Genomic DNA, 20,657 nt, shown 5'->3' with positions numbered 1-20,657 from the left:
AGGGAGCGAATTGTTATGAAAATGAATCCACTTCAGACACTGTATGTGACGCAATTTCTTTCCGCTTTTGCCGATAATATGATTCTCTTCATTACTCTGGCGATCATTAAACAAAATGCATTCCCTGATTACTATATTGGCGTTGTGCAAGCCTGCTTTCTTATTGCCTTCGTCATTTTCGCTCCGTTCGTTGGGGCTTTTGCAGATAAGAATGCGAAATCCCAGGTCCTTCTCGTCGGAAATGCTATTAAAGCCATTGGAATTATAGCTCTGTTCCTGCATCTTGATCCTGCTGTCAGCTACGGAATTGTCGGGATAGGAGCCGCGGTCTATTCACCTGCCAAATATGGTATCCTGCCCTCGCTTACGCATTCGGAAAGCGAACTGCTGAGAGCCAATGCACGGATTGAGGGCTATACGATTATGGCTATTCTTATTGGTTCTGTGTGTGGCGGAGTTTTGGCCAAAATCTCGCTTACTGGCTCTATTATTGCTTGCTTCGCGCTATACTTGATTTCATTACTTTTAACGCTGCAAATTCCTAGAATTTCAGGCAATTCGAGTATACGTTACGTCAAAGAGGCCAAGGCATTCCTAACGGATATGATGCTCTTGTTAAAAGATCGCACGACTCGCTTTTCTCTGGTAGGTACGGGCTCATTCTGGATGACTTCCTCCGTCGTCCGACTTGCGATTATCGCATGGGTACCGGCACATTTAGGCATACAGTCTGTCGATCAGATTTCGATGCTCGTTGCCGTAACGGGCATAGGCATTATGGTTGGCGCACTTATGACGCCCAAATTGATTCCGGCACGCAAATATTATAATTCCTATGTTTTTGGGATTGTTATGATCATCAGCATATTGTTATTCCCGCTTATTTCTAACTTATATGTGACCATAGGTCTTCTGCTTCTCATAGGCTTCAGCGGCGGCGTATTTATCGTACCGATGAATACCGTGCTGCAAGATAAAGGACAGATAATGGTAGGGGCTGGAAAAACAATCGCTGTTCAAAATTTCCTCGAAAATTCTATGATGCTCGCAGGTGTAGGCATATATACACAAATATCCAAGGATGGTTTATCACCAGATATCTCGATCACGGGAATTGCCGTTATACTAGCTGGCTTCGTAGGATACCTGATTATACAGCGTCAACGATTGAAAATAGTCGTGTAGTTAACCTTCATACAGAGATGACCCGATAACGGTTAAGGCAGAGGGTACAATCTCGACTTGGAGCGGTGTTGATCCGGCGAATTCCCCGTCCGCTTGGACGAGTAAAGAAATTTGGGTACGAAGTGAAATCGACGTCCCTTTATAGAAAGAAACTGCGGGATGTTGAATATGCTTGCCTTGATAAACGGTGAAAAGAATAGGCAGCAGTCGGAATCGCCCTCTGCTTTGAATCACGACAATATCGGCTATGCCGTCGTGAGGAGAGGCAGCAGGGCATATTTGTATGGAGCCACCGTAAAAGGGAATATTGGCGACAGCTGCCAACCACATGTCAGGCAATTCATGAACCGTGCCGTCAACTTCTAACCAAGCTGTGCAGGGTTGATAAGTGGCGAACACTCTAAGGATCGAGATCAAGTAGGACAGCTTACCGAGTCCAATGCGATTGAGAAATTTTTTGTAGCTAGCCTCGTTTGTCAATTTAGCCACCATACCATCGAAACCTGCCCCAATGCTATTCACAGCAATCATTCCGTTCTTAGTACGCAGAAGATCAATTTGAACTTTCTTAGTCTCCGATATGGCGGCTTCTAGTGCTTGTATCGAATGAGTAGGAATGCCGTAAGCCTTGGAGAAATCGTTACCTGTTCCCGCAGGGATGACCGCAAGTGGACAGTTTAGCCCGGTCTTTTGTATGTGCCATAACCCTCCGGCAGCCTCATGAATCGTTCCATCCCCGCCGATCACGATCAGCTTATCGACACGGTTTTCTTGAACAAGTGTGATGGCGTGTTCCGTGGCTTCTCCTGCCTTTGTTGTTATTTTTACCATATAAGAGATATGATTTAACTGTAAATAAGTCTCAATTTCTTTCCAAATGCTAGCTCCTCTACCATCCCCCGAAAGAGGATTCACGATAATTCCGATCAACTTCATTTTAAATACCTCCGAACTATCATGAAAATGGAATAAATTGTATGCGTAATTTCTTGATTTATGATACTTTTTACCTAATTTTGTCTTTACATCGTGAACGCTGTTTTGTAGAATAAACCGTAGGTTAATTAAAAATATTTCGTGTAAGGTTTTATCACATCATGACTACAAGATCTATCACTCGGGAGGAGAACGGGAGACTTTGAAATTCAAAACGAAATTGAAAGTGAGCAACTTGAAGAACGTAAGAAATATGAGAGCTAACCTGTCCATCCTTCGAAACCTTAAACTACGCTTTAAACTGCTGCTTATGAACGCTATCGCTATTTTATTCCTACTAATTGTAGGTATTACGGGTTATTATTATATGGATAAGATGTCTAGTAATTCTACTAGAATGTACGAGGAAAGTCTGCTATCTGTCAAATGGATTAATCAACTGAAATCAAATTTTAATGAAACCGAAGCCAATCTGCTAGAGATGATGCTTTCGACTGATGTGAAATACAAGGTCAAATTAAAAGTGAAATTAGATGAAAACAGTGCCAAGAATAAAGAACTGGTTACTAAAATAGAGGGAATTGCCTTAAATCAAGAGGAAACTGACGCTTTTAAAAGCTTTGAGGAACTGAATCTGAAGTACCGCGATGTTATCGTCAGAACGATTGAACATGCGACCCAAAATAATCAAGTAGCCTATCAAGTGTATAACAATGAGGTTTCACCTCAAGGTGATAAAACGATTGAAGCACTGGACAAATTGGTACTGCTCAAAGAGTTTGCTGCAGAACAATTTCAGCGCTCAAGCAGTGCAGACTCAAAGACGTCACACTGGGTCATTATCCTTACCATTGTTATCGCAATCATCGTAATGACAGCAAATGCACTAGCTTTAAATATGATTATTACGGTGCCAATTCGCAGATTACAGGATCATATGGAGAAAGCGGCGAGAGGTGATCTCTCTGTAAAAGGTGACTACCCTTATGAGGATGAGGTTGGTAAATTGACCGGCTCCTTTAATGTCATGACCGAAAGTCTGCGCAGCTTAGTCAAACAGATCGCTGACAATGCGTTGACACTCTCGGCGAGTTCAGAAGAACTTCTAGCGAGTTCGGAGCAAAGCTCCCTCGCTGCGAAGCAGGTAGCGACATCCAGTCAGAAGCTATCCGAAGATTTCGATAAGCAGTTTGCTGGCGTGAATCAAGCGAACGAGGCTGTTCAGCAAATGCTTACAAGTACGAAGCTCATTGATGAGTCAGCCCAAGAGGTTGCTGAGCTAGCAGAACAAGCAACTCAAGCAGCACAAAACGGCAAACAATCCGTTGTCTCAATTGCTGGTCAAATGACAGAAATCTCCGATGCTGTTCGCGAAGTAAACGATGTGATTGAGGCATTAGGTAAAAATGCGCACAAAATCGGTGAGATTGTCAATGTGATCAACGAAATTTCTACTCAAACAAATCTGCTCTCTTTGAATGCTGCTATTGAAGCAGCTCGTGCTGGAGAAGCGGGTCGCGGGTTCGCGGTTGTAGCAGGAGAAGTGCGTAAGCTTGCTGAGCAATCATCTTCCTCCGCACGCAACATAACACAGCTTGTTTCCACGATTCAAAGACAAATCAATCACGCTGTAAGCTCCATGCATGCCGGAGCAGGCAAAGTGGAAGTTGGATTATCGATTTCGGGGAAGGCGCAAGAATCCTTCGTCCATATCGAATCATCCGTTGAGAAAGTGAATGCGAAAGTGGAAAGTGTGAACACGAATATTCACCAACTTGTTGATGCTAATTTACGCATAGAACAAGTAATGGGTATCGTGAGTGCTGTTTCGGAAACAGGGATTTCCGTCAGTCAAGAGACATCGGCTGCCAGCCAACAACAAATGTCGACGACCGAGGAAATTGAGAATTCCGCCAAATCCTTGGCAGGACTAGCCGAGGAATTACAAATTTCCTTGCAGAAATTTACGGTGTAGAAAGATCTCGCGGTATAGCCCAAAAGGACGATAAGCTGCAACATAAATAAGCTGACCTTAACCCATTCAAAGATGGACGAGGTCAGCTTTTTTTGGATTTTTTGATTTGGAGAAGAATGTGAACAGACCAATTGAACTTATTAGGCCCGGCGTCTTCTTGAGGCAGCCAGCCATTCTGGCGACCAGGCTTCAGCTAGTCTGTTATGGGCAAAAGAAATGACTATTAAACGGCAGCTGCCACTGTTTTGCTATTGCGAATTTTCAATGCTATGATCGCTGCAATCAGGCAGACGAAACCAGCAGCTACGAACGGTACGGTATAACTGCCAAGCAAATCGCGCATGAATCCAGCGCCATAGGCTGCGAAGGATGCGCCTGCTTGGTGTGCCACTAAGATCCAACCGAAAATCATTCCCGCTTTCTCCCGACCAAATGTATCAGAGGTGAGTTTTGCGGTAGGAGGTACAGTGGCAATCCAGTCTAACCCGTAGAAGACAGCGAAAATCGTAAGCTGCGTAACCCCAGTTCCAAGCGCGTAGGGAAGAAAGATAAGCGATAACCCTCGAAGGCCATAATACCAGAAAAGCAACCATCTGCTATCGAATCGGTCTGATAACCAACCTGACATCGTAGTGCCCACGAGATCGAACACTCCCATTAATGCAAGCAGTCCTGCAGCTGCTATGATTGGAATATTATAATCTCCACATGCAGGAATTAAATGTGTGCCAATTAAGCCATTTGTAGAGAAGCCGCAAAAGAAAAAGGTTCCTGCAAGAAGCCAGAACGTTCCATTTCGCATGGCTGCGACTAGTGTGCGTATCGGTGTAAGAAACAGATTCCCTTGGAAAGGAATTGGTTTGGTGATTTCTGTGCTGCCGAGAGGGGCAACCCCTACATCATAAGGATGATTTCTCATCCAGATTGCGATAATAGGTACAAGCAGAATCAGAGCAGCCATTATCAAGTAAACGGCATATCGCCAGCCGTTTTCACTTGTTATTTTAGCTAGCAAAGGTAGGAAAAGCAGTTGGCCTGTCGCGGCGCTTGCCGTTAGCAAGCCTATGACTAATCCTTTATGCTTAACGAACCAACGATTCGCAACAGTTATACCCAAAACATTGGCCAATGCACCTGTACTGAGACCACCTAGGACGCCCCATAGCAGCATAAGCTGCCAAATTTCCTTAATAAATGGAGTCAATCCTAAGCTAATGAGCATTAAAATAATGGCAGATACCATCATTCGGCGAATACCGAATTTGGCCAACATAGCGGCCGAGAAGGGTCCTATTAAGCCGTACAATAGAATGCGGATAGAGATAACCCCGGATATTGCTGCGCGATTCCAGCCATATTCTTTCTCCAGAGATTGTATTAAAACACTCGGAAAAGAGCTGATGCCCGCGGAAACTAACAACGTTAAGAACACAATAAAGATGACAATCCAACCGTAATGTAATTTGGAGACCTTTTGTTCTTTCAGCATCTATTTCAAACCTTTCCTTTTAATGATCAACTATTAGATCTGTGCGGACCCACGCATGAAGAATAGATAACCCTCCTTTATTTTTTAAAATTCAATAATCATATGTTAACTTACTAGTAAATAAGTGTCAATTCATCTTTTTTCCAAACATTTGACACTTACCTACTAGTTAATTTAATATATCCTTATGGAAAATAGAAAAACACAAATCGTTGATCTGGCGCTTAAACTCATCCGAGAAAAAGGTTATGTTGCCATTAGTTATGATGATTTTTCGAAACAACTGGGCGTAACCAAGGCAAGTATTCATTATCATTTTGAAAAAAAGGAGGATTTAGGAATTGCCGTGTTAGAACGGATACTAAATAGTCTTCAAAATATAGTAAACTCTTCAGGAACTGCTGAAGAAAAGCTGAAACACTACATTGCTTACCGAACTGAAAAAATAGGCTGCAATGAAATATGCCCAATTTCATCTTTTCAAACTGATTTCGAATCTCTACCAGATGTCCTTCAACAAAAGGTACAAGCGGTTAGTCAACTTGAGGTATCCCTGCTGATTACAATCCTTCAAGAGGGAATAAATGAAGATTTTGTTCAAGATTCTGAGGATATTGAATCACTGGCTCTGACCATTTTGGCCTGCATTAAGGGGATTTTACAGTATAGACGTGTTTTGGGAAAAGATATATATCCCCAAGTTATAAATCAAATAAATCGGCTTTTTGTTAAAAGAATTTGAGCCTAATAAACGCTAGAACCAATCGAGAACTGTGGTCATATGTTATAAATGTAAAGCAAAAAGGAACGGTATCCCCGTGTCTTTTTGCTTTTTTTTTACCTTAGGTAAGGTTTCGTCCGGAACCTCCGAGAAGCGTGCTGAGACAATGAATTTCATCGTTAAAGTGAGGGAAGCGCGAGAAAGTGACTGCATAGCGATGAAAAACATGGTTAAAGTAAGAGAATACGTCCGGAACCTCCGAGAAACGTGTTGAGACGATGAATTTCATCGTTAAAGTGAGGGAAGCGCGAGAAAGTGACTCCATAGCGATGAAAAACATGCTTAAAGTAAGAGAATACGTCCGGAACGTCCGAGAAGCGTGCTGAGACGATGAATTTCATCGTTAAAGTGAGGGAAGCGCGAGAAAGTGACTSCATAGCGATGAAAAACATGCTTAAAGTAAGAGAATACGTCCGGAACCTCCGTGAAGCTTGCTGAGACGATGAATTTCATCGTTAAAGTGAGGGAAGCGCGAGAAAGTGACTCCATAGCGATGAAAAACATGCTTAAAGTAAGAGATTTCGACCAGAATCAGCCGAATGTCTGCTGAGACGATGAATTTCACGTTAAAGTGAGGGAAGCGCGAGTAAGTGACTCCATAGCGGTGAAAAACATGCTTAAATCAAGAGAATACGTCCGGAACCTCCGAGAAGCGTGCTGAAACGATGAATTTCATCGTTAAAGTGAGGGAAGTGCGAGAAAGTGACTCCATAGCGATGAAAAACATGGTTAAAGCAGGAGTTAATTAAAAGTATGTGAGTTTTGAAGCACTGAGGGCGTAAGACAGTAAGTACGAATTCGCTGTGTTCCTTTACCTGCGACTTGGATCAATTCTTTTTCTAGCATATCTTTCAAAATCAGCCGGGCCTTTTGTTTTTTATGGAAAGAACATCGCATACATCTTGAGGTGTAAATGATCTACTTAGTGTAAGAGCAAACCGAAACACTTCTTTTTCAATGTAATTCATCCTGAATTTTTGTGGTGACGTCCCGCCAAGGTATCGACCCATAAACTGCTGCAGGGTTTGCTCACACATACGGGGGCGATCTTTGACATCATCGTATGAGAAGCGTAGAATCTTCCATCCATCGATAATGAGGTGGTTTTGGCGATTGCATTGGTCGGCAAATTGAGTGCGGCTTATTTGGGAAGAATGTGTACCATAACCATCAATTTCGATGGCTAGTTTGAGGGATTGACGTAGAAAAGCGAAGTCGAGGAATCGGGTGCCATCGCGAAAGTCTTTTACTTCATATTCGGGGTGCAGGTCGTTGAAGTTACCGAATGCTGGCCACCAAACCTGATGAAGAAATGCTTTTTCCGCATGGCCATGCCCTTCTTGGAGCCTTCGCAACCGTTCCCCTTTTCTGATGGCTAGATGGTGAGATAGGTAATTTTTATGTGCAGTGTACATAAGTTCGTTCATTAAATAACCTCCCAAAGAAATAAATAAGCCGCTTCTCGAGATCAGCGAAGTGCTGAACTTGAAAAGCGGCGTGTGCTTCACAGCCGTATATTAGTGTGTAAGTGAATGAGTCTTGTGTAACCAATTGTTCTATGTATTCCCTGTCTGCTTACTTAAACAGATAATATCATAAGACTCTTTAAAGAGATAGTAGCAGCCTTAAACTTTAGAATTTACGTTGGCCGATGGCTCAGGTAACTCTGTCTTAAGTGTGAGGTTAGGCTTTCACGTTTTAAGTGGTGAAGTCAGGTTTCATGCTTTGATTGTGAAGTTAGGCTATATGCTTTGATTGTGAAGTTAGGTTATATGCTGTGATTGTGAGTTTAGGTTAACTTGTTTGATGGTGAAGTTAGGGTTTGCATTTTGATGGGCTAAGCAAAAGCGTATCCCCGTGGAGAGGCGTGTACGAATGCTAAAAGAAAAAATGTTGAAAAATATGAATATTTAGATGTTGACATTTCACTTAATTCCATATATAATTTATGAATTGATTGAAATGAACCATATAAACACTTAAAACCAAACCTCATTTACCCCACACGAACGATTAGCGAGAAGAAAGTAACCCCCTCTCCTTGTTTGTTTTTCTCCCAATGTGCAGTAAAAATCAGCTCATTTATGGTAAACCCGAGGCTACGTCAAGTGTTTCGGCAGCAGGTGTTTGTTAAGCAATTCGTACTGGCGCGGTCATTGGAGCCGCAAGGATGGAAGAGAGGTAGGGCTTTCATTGTTTTGATTCCAACACATGAATTATGCATTTTCATAGATATCAATGATAGCAAGTATAAGGCTGTTTTTATCTAATTTAGGGATAAGGATGGCCTTTTTCTATTGCCAAAAAATAAAATCGTTCCCGTCCTGACACCAGGAGTGAGAGCGATTTTTTGCTTACTGGTGAAACCCAATGCATTCCTTTACAATTATAATTAACAGTTTATACGTAAAGGATGATTGCGATGATTTGGAATATGAATTGGACTTTTTTACTGCTGGCCATACTATTTGAAACCGTGGGAACGACGGCTATGAAGATGTCGTCTGGCTTTACAAGAATTGGTCCGGCTATTGTTATGGGCATCTGCTATATTCTATGTTTCACCTTATTGACGCTGGCTCTAAAGCAGCTCGATGTCAGTTTGGCTTACGCCATATGGTCTGGTGTGGGAACAGCACTCATCACGATTATCGGCATCTGGTGGTTCAATGAATCGGTTTCCACTCTGAAGGTGCTTTCTATTGTTCTCATCATCTTAGGGGTTATTGGTCTACATATAAGCAGCAGCGGGGAAGAAAGTCAGTCGAAGGCCACGCAAGCGCAAAATTCTTCAACGGCAATAAACTCAGACACGAAGGAATAGATGAAAGTGAGGCGCAAAAACCTATGAGCGAGCATCGTTTTGAACTAAAAGCGCAGTGGTCCGGAGGCTTAGACGGCACAGGTCACATCCGAGCAGGTAACCTAGTCTCGGCGATCTCAGTGCCAAGCCAATTAGATGGTCCTGGCATAGGGACGAATCCGGAGGAGATGCTGCTTGGCGCGGCAGCGACCTGCTATTTAATCACACTCGGCATGCTGCTGAAGCGTCAAGGCATTATAACAATCGAGCTAAACTCAGAGATATTCGTCCATAACAGTCCGGCGATGAAGGTGGATAAAATTATTCACCGACCGCGAATCAGTATCCCAGCTCATACTTCACAAGAGATTACGGATAAAATAAGCAAAGCGACCTATCGTGCTGAGCAGACTTGTATGATCAGTAAAGCTTTAAAAGGAAATGTTGAGGTCATCGTGGAACCTGAGATCCATTTATTAAATGAGTAGAGGATTTTATCCCTATAGCATCCAAACCTATCCCTAGGAGCATAAAATGCGGGGCATTTATAATCAATAGTAAGCAGTGTAATGGCGCCAACACTAGGATGGTGCCTGATTCGGTTTGGAAGGAGTCTGCCTCGTCGATGAATTTGAACAAAAAAGTGTTTATCGGTTTTTTAATGTTCATTATTATTCCTTTGTTCGTACTAGGTTCCGCTGTTTATACGGTATCTCAGCAGCTAATTGAGAAAAAGTACGGCGATTTAACCGAGGTCACTTTACAGGCGATTTCTCGTAATATTTATTACATGTTCAAGGAAGCCAATTATTTTTCGGACTTTTGGATGGTAAAAGAGAGCATTCAAGGGATTTATCGAACGATCGATGAGGTGAAGCCGAATGAAAACACGCTCTCGTCTTATGACTTGAATACCTTTGATACCTTGCTGCGCGGCTCCATATTGACCTATTCACCTGTGCAATCCGTCGCGATTTATAATAATGCCGGCAAATCGTTTAGTGCGGGGCGCGGGGGTGGAAGCGCTTTGCCGTGGACAGCGCTGACGCAAAGTACCGCATTCCAGCACATACAGGAATTGAACGGAAGTCCACTCTGGATTGGACCTTCCGAATATAAGGAGTTCGGGACGGGCCGCGGGGAATTCTATCAAGCGAGATTGGTCAAAGATTTCTGGACGATGGACAACCTGGGGTTCATGCTGCTGAAGTTCAAATTCAATGAGCTTGATCAAATTTTCAAATCATTCAATACGAATGAGGAAAGCTCCAAGCGTTATTTACTCGTCAACAAAAGCGGACTAATTTTTTATGATAATAAGCAAAATTTAGAAGGTGCCAATGTGCTGCAGCTGCTGCCTGGAAAATTGGATTTGCAGCTAAACAATAACAGTTTCCAGGCTAATTTTCAAAATGAAAAAAGCTTAATTTCCCTCTATCATTTAAATATTAATCAGATGGGTGTTCAGGATTGGAGTGTTGTGTCGATCACCTCATGGAAGTATGTGGCTGGGGAAATTGAGACGATTATGAAGCTGGTCGCTGGGATTACGTTCGTCTGTTTATTTTTTGCACTTGTGTACAATCTGGTTTTCGTAAGACGAATTGTTCAGTTGATTCTACGAATGCTTTCCTCAATGAAAAAGGTTGAACGCGGCGATTTGACGACTCGCATGGAGGAAAGCGGTAAGGATGAAACCTCCGCTCTCGCGAGAGGATTCAACAGCTTGGTTGTACGTGTAGAGGATCTTCTGGAAGAAGTCAAACGTCAGCAGGACCGTAAAAATAAGGCTGAGCTTATGCTGCTGCAAGCCCAGATCAAGCCGCATTTTCTTTTTAATACACTGGAATCCATCAATGTGTTAGCGATCCAAAACCAAGGGAAGAAAGTCAGCCAAATGGTGTATCGACTTGGGAATCTGTTACGGATTGGAATGGAAAATAGAGAAGAAATTTCACTAAAGCAAGAGCTTGAGCATCTGAAAAGCTACCTCGAAATTCAGGAATTCCGCTTTGAAGATCAATTTCAATATGACATTCAAGCTCCGCCTGAGCTGTTGGATTATTGCATTCTCAAGCTTACTCTTCAACCATTGGTAGAGAATAGTTTGCAGCATGGTTTTGAACCTATTGCTTATATGGGCATGATCGCCATAAAGGTTGTGGATGAAGGAGAACGGATTGCTCTTTATGTCACGGATAACGGCGTCGGTATAAGTGCGGAGAAATTAGCTAAATTTCATTATAAAACAGAGCTAGAGACGCCATTTCACGAAATATTGGGCGCGAATGAAGAGCGAAGAGGACTTGGTGTCAGCAATGTAGCTGATCGTATAAGGATCCAATATGGCGCTCATTATGGCATGTTCATCTGCAGTCAAGAAGGTCACGGTACGACGATGAAGATATTGATCCCAAAAAATAAGGGGGAAGGCTTATGAGGCTAAAAGCGATATTGGCAGATGATGAGCCTAACATTTTGCGTAATTTGCAGGCGGTTATTCCTTGGAATGAACTAGGGATTGATATCGTTGGAACGGCCAAAAACGGAGTGGAAGCACTGGAGCTTAGCTGCCAGCATATACCGGATCTGGTTATGAGTGATATTCGTATGCCGCTAATGGATGGCATTACGTTCGTTCAGAAGCTGCGTGATATTAATTACGATTGTACGGTGCTTATGGTGACGGGTTATCAGGATTTCGAATATGTACGCACGTTGATGCGAGTTGGCGTGAGCGATTATATACTGAAGCCTATTAACTATGAAGAGTTAGAGAATTCTATAAGCAAGTTGGCGAATGAAATCAGGGTTAAGAAGCGAAGTGAGCAAGAGGAGCAGCAAAAGTGGGGCAAAATGAAAAATTTGGCCTATGAGAAGATCCTGCAGGACGTTTTGATGAATTATACGGAAATTACGCCGAAGACGCTGCTTCCGATTGATGATATGGACCTTGAAATGTTGACCTATTTATTTGCGATGATCGATGTCGATGATTACTCACAGAAATCACTGCCTTGGACGGAGCAGGAGCGGAAGCTATGGAATTTCGCGGTACGAAATGTATTGCAAGATTCGTTAGCGGATGAAAAATTGAAGTTTACGGTACTCCAGATCCGCGAAGGCGAGTGGTGTGTCATCATACAATGGGACGATAAGGGCGAAAGCGCCGCATTGGTGAAGTTAAATGAAATAGCAGCTCAACTTCAGCATAACGTTTCCCAATCGGTTAAATTAGACATTAGTGTCGGCATCTTCCCGGCAGCTGTTGGACTCCGTCAGCTCTCTGAGGCCTATCGGAAGCTTCAGCGATTCATGCAGCTTAATCTGGGGAAGCAGGAATCCGTGCTGTTGTATAAAGAGTCCAAAGAGCCCGCTGATGCGAACATCTCCTTATGGTATTTGGTAGAAGAAATTGTAACAGGACTTAAACAGCTAAACCGTCTCAAAACGGAGGATGCCTTAAAGCGCTTGAGATTACTGCTTGAAGGTTTGTCTGACAGCTCTTTTGCCAGGGCCTATCAGATGCTGCATTTCCTTATTCTTCATCTACTCCGCGAACTGCGAGAAATGAATTCCCTTGATTATCAGGAGGAAGAACAGATCTGGTGTCAGCTGGACAAGAGCGAGAGCATTCAACATTTGCTTCAGGTTATGGTACAGCTTGTAGCAATTGGGCTGGAAGGGTCGAATAAGAAGAAAAACAGCGAGCTGCTTATGACAGCGGCGAAGGAATACATAAGAACTCACTATTCAAATGATTTCGGGATCGAGGATATAGCGAGTACCCTAGGGATTAGCTCCAGTTATTTTAGTTTATTATTTAAGCAGCATTTTGGAGAAACCTTCGTTGAATATGTCACGAAACATCGGATGGAATTGGCGAAATCGATGCTGCTCCATAGTGATAAAAGTATTACGGACATCGGAAAATCAGTAGGATACATCGAACGGCGATATTTTACCAAAGTATTTCAAAAGTTTACCGGCGAGATTCCATCGGAGTTTCGTGAAAAGCGCAAAGAAGCTAAGTAGAGGATTTTGCCCCTTTATTAGGAATTTGTGGGTCTTTAGGACAAACAACCATTATTTTATACTTAGATGGCAAGCAAAAAGGAGATCAATAAAGATGAGAAAAGGAACGTTGATTTCGGTAGCAGCGATAGTGGCTATAACGTTCATCGTGTCTGCTTGCAACAGCTTAACTTCGAACAATGAACAAAACCTTCATGCTGGCGAGACTCCCGACCCCGCGGGGACCAAAGGAGAGCCAATCCTACTGACACTTCGTCATACGCAGGTGAAAGATACGCAGAAGAAGCGCTTCGCAATGCTGCAGGATGTAGTGAAAGCAACGGAGTCGAAGGTGCCAGGCTTATCGATTACATTAGATGGAGTAGAGGATAAGGTCAATCGCTTCGAAAAGCTGAGAGCGGAGATGGCAGCTGGGAATCCACCGGAAATATTCGACTTGTTTGGCGGAACGGATACGAAGGATTACGTCAAAGCGGGCAGGCTGCTTGATCTTACGCCAATACTGAATGAGCTTGGATTAATCAATAAGTTTTATAGCTTCGAGGAGTTTACGGTTAACGGTAAAATTTATGGCATTCCTATGGCAGGGTACGTCGAGGGCTTGTACTATAACAAAAGGATTTTGGCGGATCATCACATAAAACCACCTCAAACGTGGGAGGAACTGCTCGCTGCTGCCGCGATACTAAAAGCTCAAAGAATAACGCCTTTTGCAATGGCGGCTAAAGATTCATGGGTCATTAACATGATGAGCAATACGATGTGGGTACGTACGGCAGGGCCAGATTCTATTCAGGGCTTATTGGATGGAAGCAAGCGATGGACAGATCTGGATGTTGTGGATGCTTTTGAGAAATATCATACGTTGATTCAAAAGGGGTATCTCCAAGAAGGCAGCTTAGCACTGGCCTATGCCGAGCAACAAAATAAATTTAGCAGCGGTGAAGCGGCATTCATGTTCGATGGCAGTTGGGCGAATACGCCGCTGCTTGACCCTGAGAAGTCATCCATCGTAAAGGATGTAGGCTTCATGAGTTTCCCAGATATGGGGGGGCCAGGAGATGGTTATATCAATGGAGGATGGTCTAATGCCTATGGATTCTCTAAAAAAGTGACGCCAGATCAGCTGGTGGCCATCAAGGAGTTTATCAGGCAAATGTATAACGAATCCATGCAAAAAAGACAGCTTGTCGAAGAAGGTATGCCACCTGCCATGAAGCTGCAGGATACGAGCAATGTAAACCCGCTCATAACGGAAATTTTGAATGTATTTGCAAGCAGTAAAGGTGCTTTCCCCGCATTCGACTCACGCATTCAAACGAAAGTTCGAGAAAAATTGGAGCGCGGTATGCAAGAATTAATAGGCGGAAGAACTGACCCAGCCACCTTAATGGCAGACATACAGAAGCAGCAAGAGGCTTCGAACAAGGAAGAAACCCATACGAAATAGTAGGATGAGACATGAATAAGATAGGAAGAAACCCTTTTGCTTATGCGCTTTTTACGTTACCGACACTGCTGCTATTCGTGATCTTTTTCCTATATCCCATGATCATGTCGCTGCGCTACGGTTTCACGGAGTGGAACGGAGTATCGCCGGCGAGATTTAATGGCTTGGATAATTTCGTTACTGCTTTTCAGGACAAATATTTCTGGATGGCTGTGCGGAATAATCTGTATTTCATTGGTTTTTCTGTTGGATTGCAAATCCCCTTTATACTCGGTTTAGCCCTGCTGGTAAGCAAAGTTAGGCGATGGACTAGCTTCTACAAAACGATGATTTTCCTCCCGACAGTTCTTTCTACAGCTGTGGTCGGCGTATTATGGGGGTTCATCTATCACCCACAGGCGGGGCTGCTCAATCAAGCATTAGAAGCTGTAGGGTTAATAACTTGGCAGCACGTTTGGTTAGCAGAGGAAGCGACAGCGATGCTCTCTGTGCTTGTTACCAACGCATGGCAATGGGTTGGATTCTATGTCGTGCTGGTTTTATCGGCGATCTATGGGATCCCCAAAAATATCTTGGAAGCCGCTGAGTTAGATGGGGCGACAAGCCTGCGTGAGGCTTGGTCGATTACGCTTCCGATGCTGCGTCCTGTTATCATGGTCATGATTTTGCTATCGATTACTGGAGCTATGAAGGCTTTAGATATTGTCTTTGTGATGACTGGCGGCAATCCGTATGGGATTACAGAAGTGATGGCCACGTATATGTATAAAAAAGCTTATCGCATTGGTGAATATGGGTATGCAAACGGTATTGCCGTACTTATTCTCCTTTTAACCGGCATGTTAACTTCCTTGTTTGGCTGGTTCATAAGGAAGCAGGAGGAGGTGCAATATTGAAGGGAATTCCCTATCGCCGTGTTTTCCTGCATGTTGTTCTCATGCTGTACATAAGCGTTATTTTGTTTCCTCTTCTTTGGGTATTGAACTCCTCTTTTAAAACAAATAAAGAAATCATTGCCTCGCCGTGGTCCCTTCCAGAACAACTCTCCTTTTCGAATTATTGGAATGCCTGGACTGGAGCCCATGTAAGTCACTATTTTACGAATAGTTTGGTGATTTCTGTGATATCCGCCATGGCAACTCTGTTTCTTGGTACGGCAACGGCGTACGCCATAACTCGAATGGAATTCCCACGATTAAGCAAGTTCTTGCAGCGTATATTAATGCTCGCATTGCTAGTTCCCGCGGGTTCCTTGCTTGTTCCTTTATATATGCTGCTTCGCAGCATGCACTTATACAATACACCGCTAGCCTTAATCCTGCCCTATATAACGATGGGTTTACCTTTGACTGTGTTTATTTTTAGTGCATTTTTGAAATCCATACCGAGTGAGTTAGAAGAAGCGGGAATCATGGATGGATTATCGATCTATGGACTTTTGTGGCGAGTCATTATGCCAATTACGATTCCTTCACTCGTCACGGTTTTTATGCTCAATTTCCTCAGCAATTGGAATGAGTTTATGATGGCCAATCTGTTTCTAGCGAAGGAAAAGTTTAGGACGCTTCCTGTGAGCATGGTAGCCTTTTACGACCAATTGAATATGAACTACGGTTCGCTCTGTGCGGCAATTATGTTTAGTGTTATTCCCGTCGTGCTGATCTATTTTATTTTGCAGAAACGTATCATTGAAAGCATTAAATCTTAACTCACTCATTCAAGGAGCGTGTATTCATGTCATCTTCATCGCGCAATAACCAACATCCTTTAACCTTGCGTCAAAAAGTGGGTCAAATGTTTATTTGCGGTTTTGAATCTTTGGAACCAAATGCGTCCATTACCCTATTAATTGAGAAATACGGAATTGGCGGAGTCATCTATTTTCGTCGAAATGTAAAAGATGCACACCAATTGGCTCATTTGTCAGCCGAATTGCAAGCGATGAGTCTCCGCAGCGGCGGACAGCCGTTATTCATAGCCGTAGATCAAGAGGGAGGTATGGTTTCCCGTATTGAAAAAGGAGCAACTCTGCTGCCGGGGAACATGGCTTTAGGGGCTGCTTTTGCGCCAGCAGGTGTTTATGCCAGTTCAAAAGTGATGGGTAAAGAACTACGCCAAATGGGCGTGAACATGAACTTTGCCCCTTGTTTAGATATCAATAATAATCGATTAAACCCTGTTATCGGCGTACGCTCTTATGGTGAAACAGCTGCGCTAGTGGGTGATATGGGCACACATGCGGTGAAAGGCTTGCAGGATATGGGTGTTATAGCCACAGTCAAGCATTTCCCAGGGCACGGTGATACGTCAGAGGATTCTCATCATGATCTTCCCGTTGTTCCGCATAGTATGGAGCGATTGATGGAGCTTGAGCTAGCCCCTTTCATTAAAGCGATTGAAGGGGGTGTAGACGCGATTATGACGGCACATGTTGTCTTCGCGGCACTAGAAGAGAATGGCGTTCCATCGACGTTGTCTTATCGCATTTTAACGGAGCTGCTTCGTGAGAAGCTTCGTTTCAAAGGGTTAATTGTAACAGACTGCCTGGAGATGAAGGCGATCTCAGAAGGGATTGGTGTGGCGGAAGGCGCTGTTCGTGCCATTGAGGCTGGTTCGGATCTTATTCTGGTTAGTCATTCACTGGATCGTCAAGTGTCTGCCATTGAAGCGGTTATTGCTGCGGTGGAAAGTGGACGGATTCCGGAGTCGCGAATTGATGAGTCCGTGCTGCGGATTATGACCTATAAATATAAGCGAGAGATTCGATATGATACGTTAGAACCCATCCCGACCGAACCTATCTCTACACCCGAGCATCAACTGCTCGCCAAAGAATTGAGCCGTAAAAGTATTACACGGGTTAAGGATGAAGTAGGCAAAGTGCTTGATCTGAACGAGCTAACCTTGGTCATTTGGACGGAAGTACAAACGGGAACTGAGATTGATGAAGTTGTGGAACGGAGCGGTACACTGGGCAATGTCTTATCTGAGATAGCCGGAAAGCCTATTAAGGAGGTTTACTTGGGGCTATATCCTTCGGATACGGAGATAGCATCGGTTCTGGAAGCTTGTGAGGGTAACCAGCAAATTGTCATTGTCACATATAATGCAACATTCTCAGCAGGACAAACCAGGTTGGTTAAAGAATTAGTTCAAAGGAAAGAGCCGCATGTTATCGTGGCTGCCGGGAGAAATCCTTATGATTTACTTGAATTTCCTGAGGTAAAGACTTATTATGCTTGTTATGAAAACCGTCCGCTTGCGATGTTTTCTCTGGCGAATGTGCTACTTGGGAAAGAGAAAGCGGTTGGAAGGCTGCCTGTGACATTGTCGGAGGAGTATCCGCTTGGTTGGAGACTGGACTGATGGGGAAAGGGGAAAAAGAGATGACATTGGAGCAAGACAATAAGCAGGATGTTTTTGTAAAGGATAACAGCAACATCGGAGAAGAACAAGATGTCTTCGTTCGAGAATATTTTGTTGGGGTAGATCTGGGAGGCACGAAGATGTTGGCCGCCTTGGTTGCGTTCGATGGCAGCATCATCGCAAGAGAAGAGATCCCCACCCTTGCGCAGCAGGGTGAGGTAGCTGTACTCGATCGACTGGGTAACCTGATCGAGGGGATTCTTGCGGCTGTGCCCGGCAGCCGCAGCGCTCTCCGCGGTATTGGCGTCGCCACCGCGGGCACGCTTGATACGGCGAACGGTGTCGTCACCTTCGCCACGAATCTCGGCTGGCGCGACGTTGCCGTCGCCGCCGTGTTGTCGGACCGCTTCGCTTGCGAGGTCCGGCTCGAGAACGACGCCACCGCCGCAGCGGTCGGCGAATGGCTGGCCGGCGCGGGCGAGGGCGCGCCGGACTGTATCTTCGTGACGATCTCCACGGGGATCGGCGGGGGCATCATCTCCGGCGGCCGCTTGATCGCCGGAGTCAACCATAACGCAGGGGAGCTCGGCCACATTTCCATAGATGGAAATGGGCCGCGCTGCCTCTGCGGGAATGTGGGGTGCCTGGAGCTCTACGCGTCAGGCACTGCCATAGGCCGCCGCGGCGCTGAGCACGTGCGCCGCGTTGCGGGAGGCGACGGCGACGCTGCCGGCGCCCTTACGAGGCTTGCGGGAGGCGACCCAGACCGCGTTGATGCGCGGTTAGTCGCGGCCGCAGCCGCGGAAGGGGATGCCGATGCGAGCGGCATCCTGCGTGAAGCGGGACGAGCCCTCGGCATCGGGCTCGTGAGCATCCTCCACCTGCTCAATCCGCAGGTGGTCATCCTTGGCGGCGGAGCTTCGCACATCGGCGAGCCGCTTCTAGGTCCGATGCGTGAAGTCATCGAGGATCGCTGCCTGCCTTCGATTCTTAGCCCGGTCCGATTCGTAACATCCGCTCTTGGTTCCTCCGCAGGAGCTGTAGGCGCGGCACTGCTCATGTCGAGGGATGGACGCTAAGTCATTTCAATTTATGACCGGTCATATGACAAATTGCACTAGACGTTAGGCACCTTTTTCGTTACATTTGATGAGGTTCATGAAACATTCTTGGTTCCGGTTACGTCGGAATGCAGTTGACGTTTTAATGACCAATCTATTGACGAAGGGGTGTTTTTTTCTATGTCACAAGCTGTATCTAATTCTGCGCCAACGATGCGTTCTTTCTTTGCCAATCGTTTCGTGCAGTCCATTATGTTATCGGGTCTTTTCCTCCAAATCGGGATTTGGATTCGTAACTTCGCGATTCTCCTCTATGTTACTGACATGACGAATAACGATCCTTACTCGGTTTCTTTGATTTCCGTTGCCGAGTTTGCACCGATATTTATTTTCTCTTTCATTGGCGGTGCCTTTGCGGATCGATGGAGACCTAAGCTTACGATGGTCTGGTGCGATATTCTCAGCGCTGCCTCGGTGTTTGTCATTATGGTTACCCTGTATTATGGTTCATGGAAGGCGATCTTTTTTGCCACATTAGTGTCGTCCATTCTGTCTCAATTCTCTCAACCGTCCGGGATGAAACTGTTCAAGGTTCATGTGCACGAATCTCAAATGCAAATGGGGATGTCATTGTTTCAATCGATGATGGCTATCTTTATGATTTTGGGCCCAATTATGGGGACTTTCGTGTACTATACCTTTGGAATCGAAGTCGCGATAGCGATTATGGGAGTTTGCTTCTTGCTTTCAGCTCTTGTACTAACGTTTCTACCATCTGACCGTAAAGCTGAAAAAGGATCAGCAGGACCCTCCACGCATATTTTTGCTGAGATGGGCGAAGGCTTCCGCTATGTGCTGAAGAATAAAATGCTAGTCACATTGGGAGGCTGCTTTGCCGTTGCCGGTCTTGCTATTGGACTAATCAGTCCGCTTGGCATCTTTCTGGTTACAGAAAATCTAGGCTTGCCTAAAGAGAACTTGCAATGGTTTATGGCCACAAACGGTGTCGCGATGATTATCGGCGGAGGCGTGACGATGGGCTTTTCCAAAAAAATGTCGTCGCAAGCGCTGCTTATACTCGGGATGTCCGTAAGTGTCGTGGCGTTTGCAGTCATTGGTATGACACATCTGTTATGGGTAGCACTTGTTATGCAATTCCTGTCCGGTCTCGTCATGCCCGCTATCCAAATTGGTATCAATACGATGATTCTTGGCAACACAGAGGAATCATTCGTGGGTCGCGTGAATGGTATTCTAAATCCTTTGTTTATGGGAGCTATGGTCATCACGATGAGTTTGGCCGGAAGTATTAAGGCTTCCTTCTCGCTTGAAACGATTTATCTAGTGAGTGCTGCTTTATTTTTAGTTGGGGTCTTCATTATGGTGCCTTCGTTGAAATATAAGCAAAATGTGGTGCCGCAAGCTAGTAGTGAGTGATGTATTAACCCTCCCGATATTCGGGAGTGCACGGAATAAAGACCATGTTTTCTACAAACCGAGCAAAGACCCGGAAGATGGACACTTTGAAAAAAGTGGTTTCTCTCGGGTCTTTTTACGTTTACAATCAATGAATTAA

General features: G+C 44.5%; 16 protein-coding genes. 13 read left to right on the top strand and 3 right to left on the bottom strand.

Annotation, left to right across the window (positions count from 1 at the left end):
- Positions 1-15: 15 nt before the first annotated feature.
- Positions 16-1,185 carry a lysophospholipid transporter LplT gene (gene lplT, locus ASG85_RS29280; protein ID WP_235549388.1) on the top strand — a complete coding sequence of 390 codons (1,170 nt, stop codon included), beginning with the start codon at positions 16-18 and terminating at the stop codon, positions 1,183-1,185.
- On the opposite strand, the gene ASG85_RS29275 is transcribed toward lplT, so the two are convergent.
- The gene (locus ASG85_RS29275) at positions 1,186-2,121 is read right to left on the bottom strand and encodes a diacylglycerol/lipid kinase family protein (RefSeq protein WP_057306073.1); all 936 of its coding nucleotides are present in this window, start codon (positions 2,119-2,121) and stop codon (positions 1,186-1,188) included.
- A gap of 202 nt (positions 2,122-2,323) precedes the next feature.
- Here ASG85_RS29275 and ASG85_RS29270 point away from each other — a divergent pair, with 202 nt between their 5' ends.
- Positions 2,324-4,096: a methyl-accepting chemotaxis protein gene (locus ASG85_RS29270; RefSeq protein ID WP_060648548.1), complete on the top strand. Its 1,773-nt coding sequence runs from the start codon at positions 2,324-2,326 to the stop codon at positions 4,094-4,096.
- A 223-nt stretch (positions 4,097-4,319) separates the two neighbouring features.
- Here the strand turns inward: ASG85_RS29270 and ASG85_RS29265 are convergent, their stop codons facing one another.
- Entirely contained in the window at positions 4,320-5,585 is a 1,266-nt protein-coding gene (locus ASG85_RS29265; protein WP_060648547.1) for an MFS transporter, read from the bottom strand.
- Positions 5,586-5,772: 187 nt separating this feature from the next.
- Here ASG85_RS29265 and ASG85_RS29260 point away from each other — a divergent pair, with 187 nt between their 5' ends.
- On the top strand, positions 5,773-6,327 hold the full coding sequence (locus tag ASG85_RS29260; RefSeq protein ID WP_060648546.1) for a TetR/AcrR family transcriptional regulator: 555 nt from the start codon (positions 5,773-5,775) through the stop codon (positions 6,325-6,327).
- 896 nt (positions 6,328-7,223) lie between these two features.
- On the opposite strand, the gene ASG85_RS29255 is transcribed toward ASG85_RS29260, so the two are convergent.
- Positions 7,224-7,793 (bottom strand): DUF559 domain-containing protein, encoded by a 570-nt coding sequence (locus ASG85_RS29255; RefSeq protein ID WP_235550245.1) that lies wholly within the window; start codon positions 7,791-7,793, stop codon positions 7,224-7,226.
- Positions 7,794-8,788: 995 nt separating this feature from the next.
- Here ASG85_RS29255 and ASG85_RS29250 point away from each other — a divergent pair.
- The 10 genes from ASG85_RS29250 to ASG85_RS29205 all read left to right on the top strand — a co-directional run bounded on the left by ASG85_RS29250 (position 8,789) and on the right by ASG85_RS29205 (position 20,518).
- Entirely contained in the window at positions 8,789-9,190 is a 402-nt protein-coding gene (locus tag ASG85_RS29250) for a DMT family transporter (protein ID WP_235549386.1), read from the top strand.
- Positions 9,191-9,213: 23 nt separating this feature from the next.
- The gene (locus ASG85_RS29245) at positions 9,214-9,657 is read left to right on the top strand and encodes an OsmC family protein (protein ID WP_060648545.1); all 444 of its coding nucleotides are present in this window, start codon (positions 9,214-9,216) and stop codon (positions 9,655-9,657) included.
- A gap of 137 nt (positions 9,658-9,794) precedes the next feature.
- Positions 9,795-11,609, top strand: a complete 1,815-nt coding sequence (locus ASG85_RS29240; protein ID WP_060648544.1) for a sensor histidine kinase — start codon at positions 9,795-9,797, stop codon at positions 11,607-11,609.
- Positions 11,606-13,204 carry a response regulator gene (locus ASG85_RS29235; protein WP_057306066.1) on the top strand — a complete coding sequence of 533 codons (1,599 nt, stop codon included), beginning with the start codon at positions 11,606-11,608 and terminating at the stop codon, positions 13,202-13,204. Before ASG85_RS29240 ends, ASG85_RS29235 begins: the two co-directional genes overlap by 4 nt.
- Before the next feature lie 94 nt (positions 13,205-13,298).
- Positions 13,299-14,654: an extracellular solute-binding protein gene (locus ASG85_RS29230; protein ID WP_057306065.1), complete on the top strand. Its 1,356-nt coding sequence runs from the start codon at positions 13,299-13,301 to the stop codon at positions 14,652-14,654.
- Between the two features lie 11 nt (positions 14,655-14,665).
- Positions 14,666-15,550, top strand: a complete 885-nt coding sequence (locus tag ASG85_RS29225; protein ID WP_057306064.1) for a carbohydrate ABC transporter permease — start codon at positions 14,666-14,668, stop codon at positions 15,548-15,550.
- Positions 15,547-16,362, top strand: a complete 816-nt coding sequence (locus tag ASG85_RS29220) for a carbohydrate ABC transporter permease (protein WP_235549385.1) — start codon at positions 15,547-15,549, stop codon at positions 16,360-16,362. The genes ASG85_RS29225 and ASG85_RS29220 overlap by 4 nt, the downstream gene beginning before the upstream one ends.
- A gap of 26 nt (positions 16,363-16,388) precedes the next feature.
- Positions 16,389-18,020 carry a beta-N-acetylhexosaminidase gene (gene nagZ / locus ASG85_RS29215; RefSeq protein ID WP_060648543.1) on the top strand — a complete coding sequence of 544 codons (1,632 nt, stop codon included), beginning with the start codon at positions 16,389-16,391 and terminating at the stop codon, positions 18,018-18,020.
- Complete coding sequence (locus ASG85_RS29210; protein WP_082588273.1) at positions 18,020-19,099, top strand: ROK family protein; 1,080 nt, start codon at positions 18,020-18,022, stop codon at positions 19,097-19,099. Before nagZ ends, ASG85_RS29210 begins: the two co-directional genes overlap by 1 nt.
- A gap of 162 nt (positions 19,100-19,261) precedes the next feature.
- Positions 19,262-20,518 carry an MFS transporter gene (locus tag ASG85_RS29205; RefSeq protein WP_057306062.1) on the top strand — a complete coding sequence of 419 codons (1,257 nt, stop codon included), beginning with the start codon at positions 19,262-19,264 and terminating at the stop codon, positions 20,516-20,518.
- Positions 20,519-20,657 lie beyond the last annotated feature (139 nt).

This window comes from Paenibacillus sp. Soil724D2 (assembly GCF_001427935.1).
Taxonomy (GTDB): Bacteria; Bacillota; Bacilli; order Paenibacillales; family NBRC-103111; genus Paenibacillus_E.
Note: the sequence above shows the minus strand (reverse complement) of the source record. Positions and strands in the feature narration are given on the sequence as shown.

Excerpts from the sequence above, each read along its gene's own strand:
- lplT (WP_235549388.1), top strand. The coding sequence starts at position 16 with ATGAAAATGAATCCACTTCAGACACTGTATGTGACGCAATTTCTTTCC.
- ASG85_RS29275 (WP_057306073.1), bottom strand. The coding sequence starts at position 2,121 with ATGAAGTTGATCGGAATTATCGTGAATCCTCTTTCGGGGGATGGTAGA.
- ASG85_RS29265 (WP_060648547.1), bottom strand. The coding sequence starts at position 5,585 with ATGCTGAAAGAACAAAAGGTCTCCAAATTACATTACGGTTGGATTGTC.
- ASG85_RS29260 (WP_060648546.1), top strand. The coding sequence starts at position 5,773 with ATGGAAAATAGAAAAACACAAATCGTTGATCTGGCGCTTAAACTCATC.
- ASG85_RS29255 (WP_235550245.1), bottom strand. The coding sequence starts at position 7,793 with ATGAACGAACTTATGTACACTGCACATAAAAATTACCTATCTCACCAT.
- ASG85_RS29250 (WP_235549386.1), top strand. The coding sequence starts at position 8,789 with ATGATTTGGAATATGAATTGGACTTTTTTACTGCTGGCCATACTATTT.
- ASG85_RS29245 (WP_060648545.1), top strand. The coding sequence starts at position 9,214 with ATGAGCGAGCATCGTTTTGAACTAAAAGCGCAGTGGTCCGGAGGCTTA.
- ASG85_RS29240 (WP_060648544.1), top strand. The coding sequence starts at position 9,795 with ATGAATTTGAACAAAAAAGTGTTTATCGGTTTTTTAATGTTCATTATT.
- ASG85_RS29235 (WP_057306066.1), top strand. The coding sequence starts at position 11,606 with ATGAGGCTAAAAGCGATATTGGCAGATGATGAGCCTAACATTTTGCGT.
- ASG85_RS29230 (WP_057306065.1), top strand. The coding sequence starts at position 13,299 with ATGAGAAAAGGAACGTTGATTTCGGTAGCAGCGATAGTGGCTATAACG.
- ASG85_RS29225 (WP_057306064.1), top strand. The coding sequence starts at position 14,666 with ATGAATAAGATAGGAAGAAACCCTTTTGCTTATGCGCTTTTTACGTTA.
- nagZ (WP_060648543.1), top strand. The coding sequence starts at position 16,389 with ATGTCATCTTCATCGCGCAATAACCAACATCCTTTAACCTTGCGTCAA.
- ASG85_RS29210 (WP_082588273.1), top strand. The coding sequence starts at position 18,020 with ATGGGGAAAGGGGAAAAAGAGATGACATTGGAGCAAGACAATAAGCAG.
- ASG85_RS29205 (WP_057306062.1), top strand. The coding sequence starts at position 19,262 with ATGTCACAAGCTGTATCTAATTCTGCGCCAACGATGCGTTCTTTCTTT.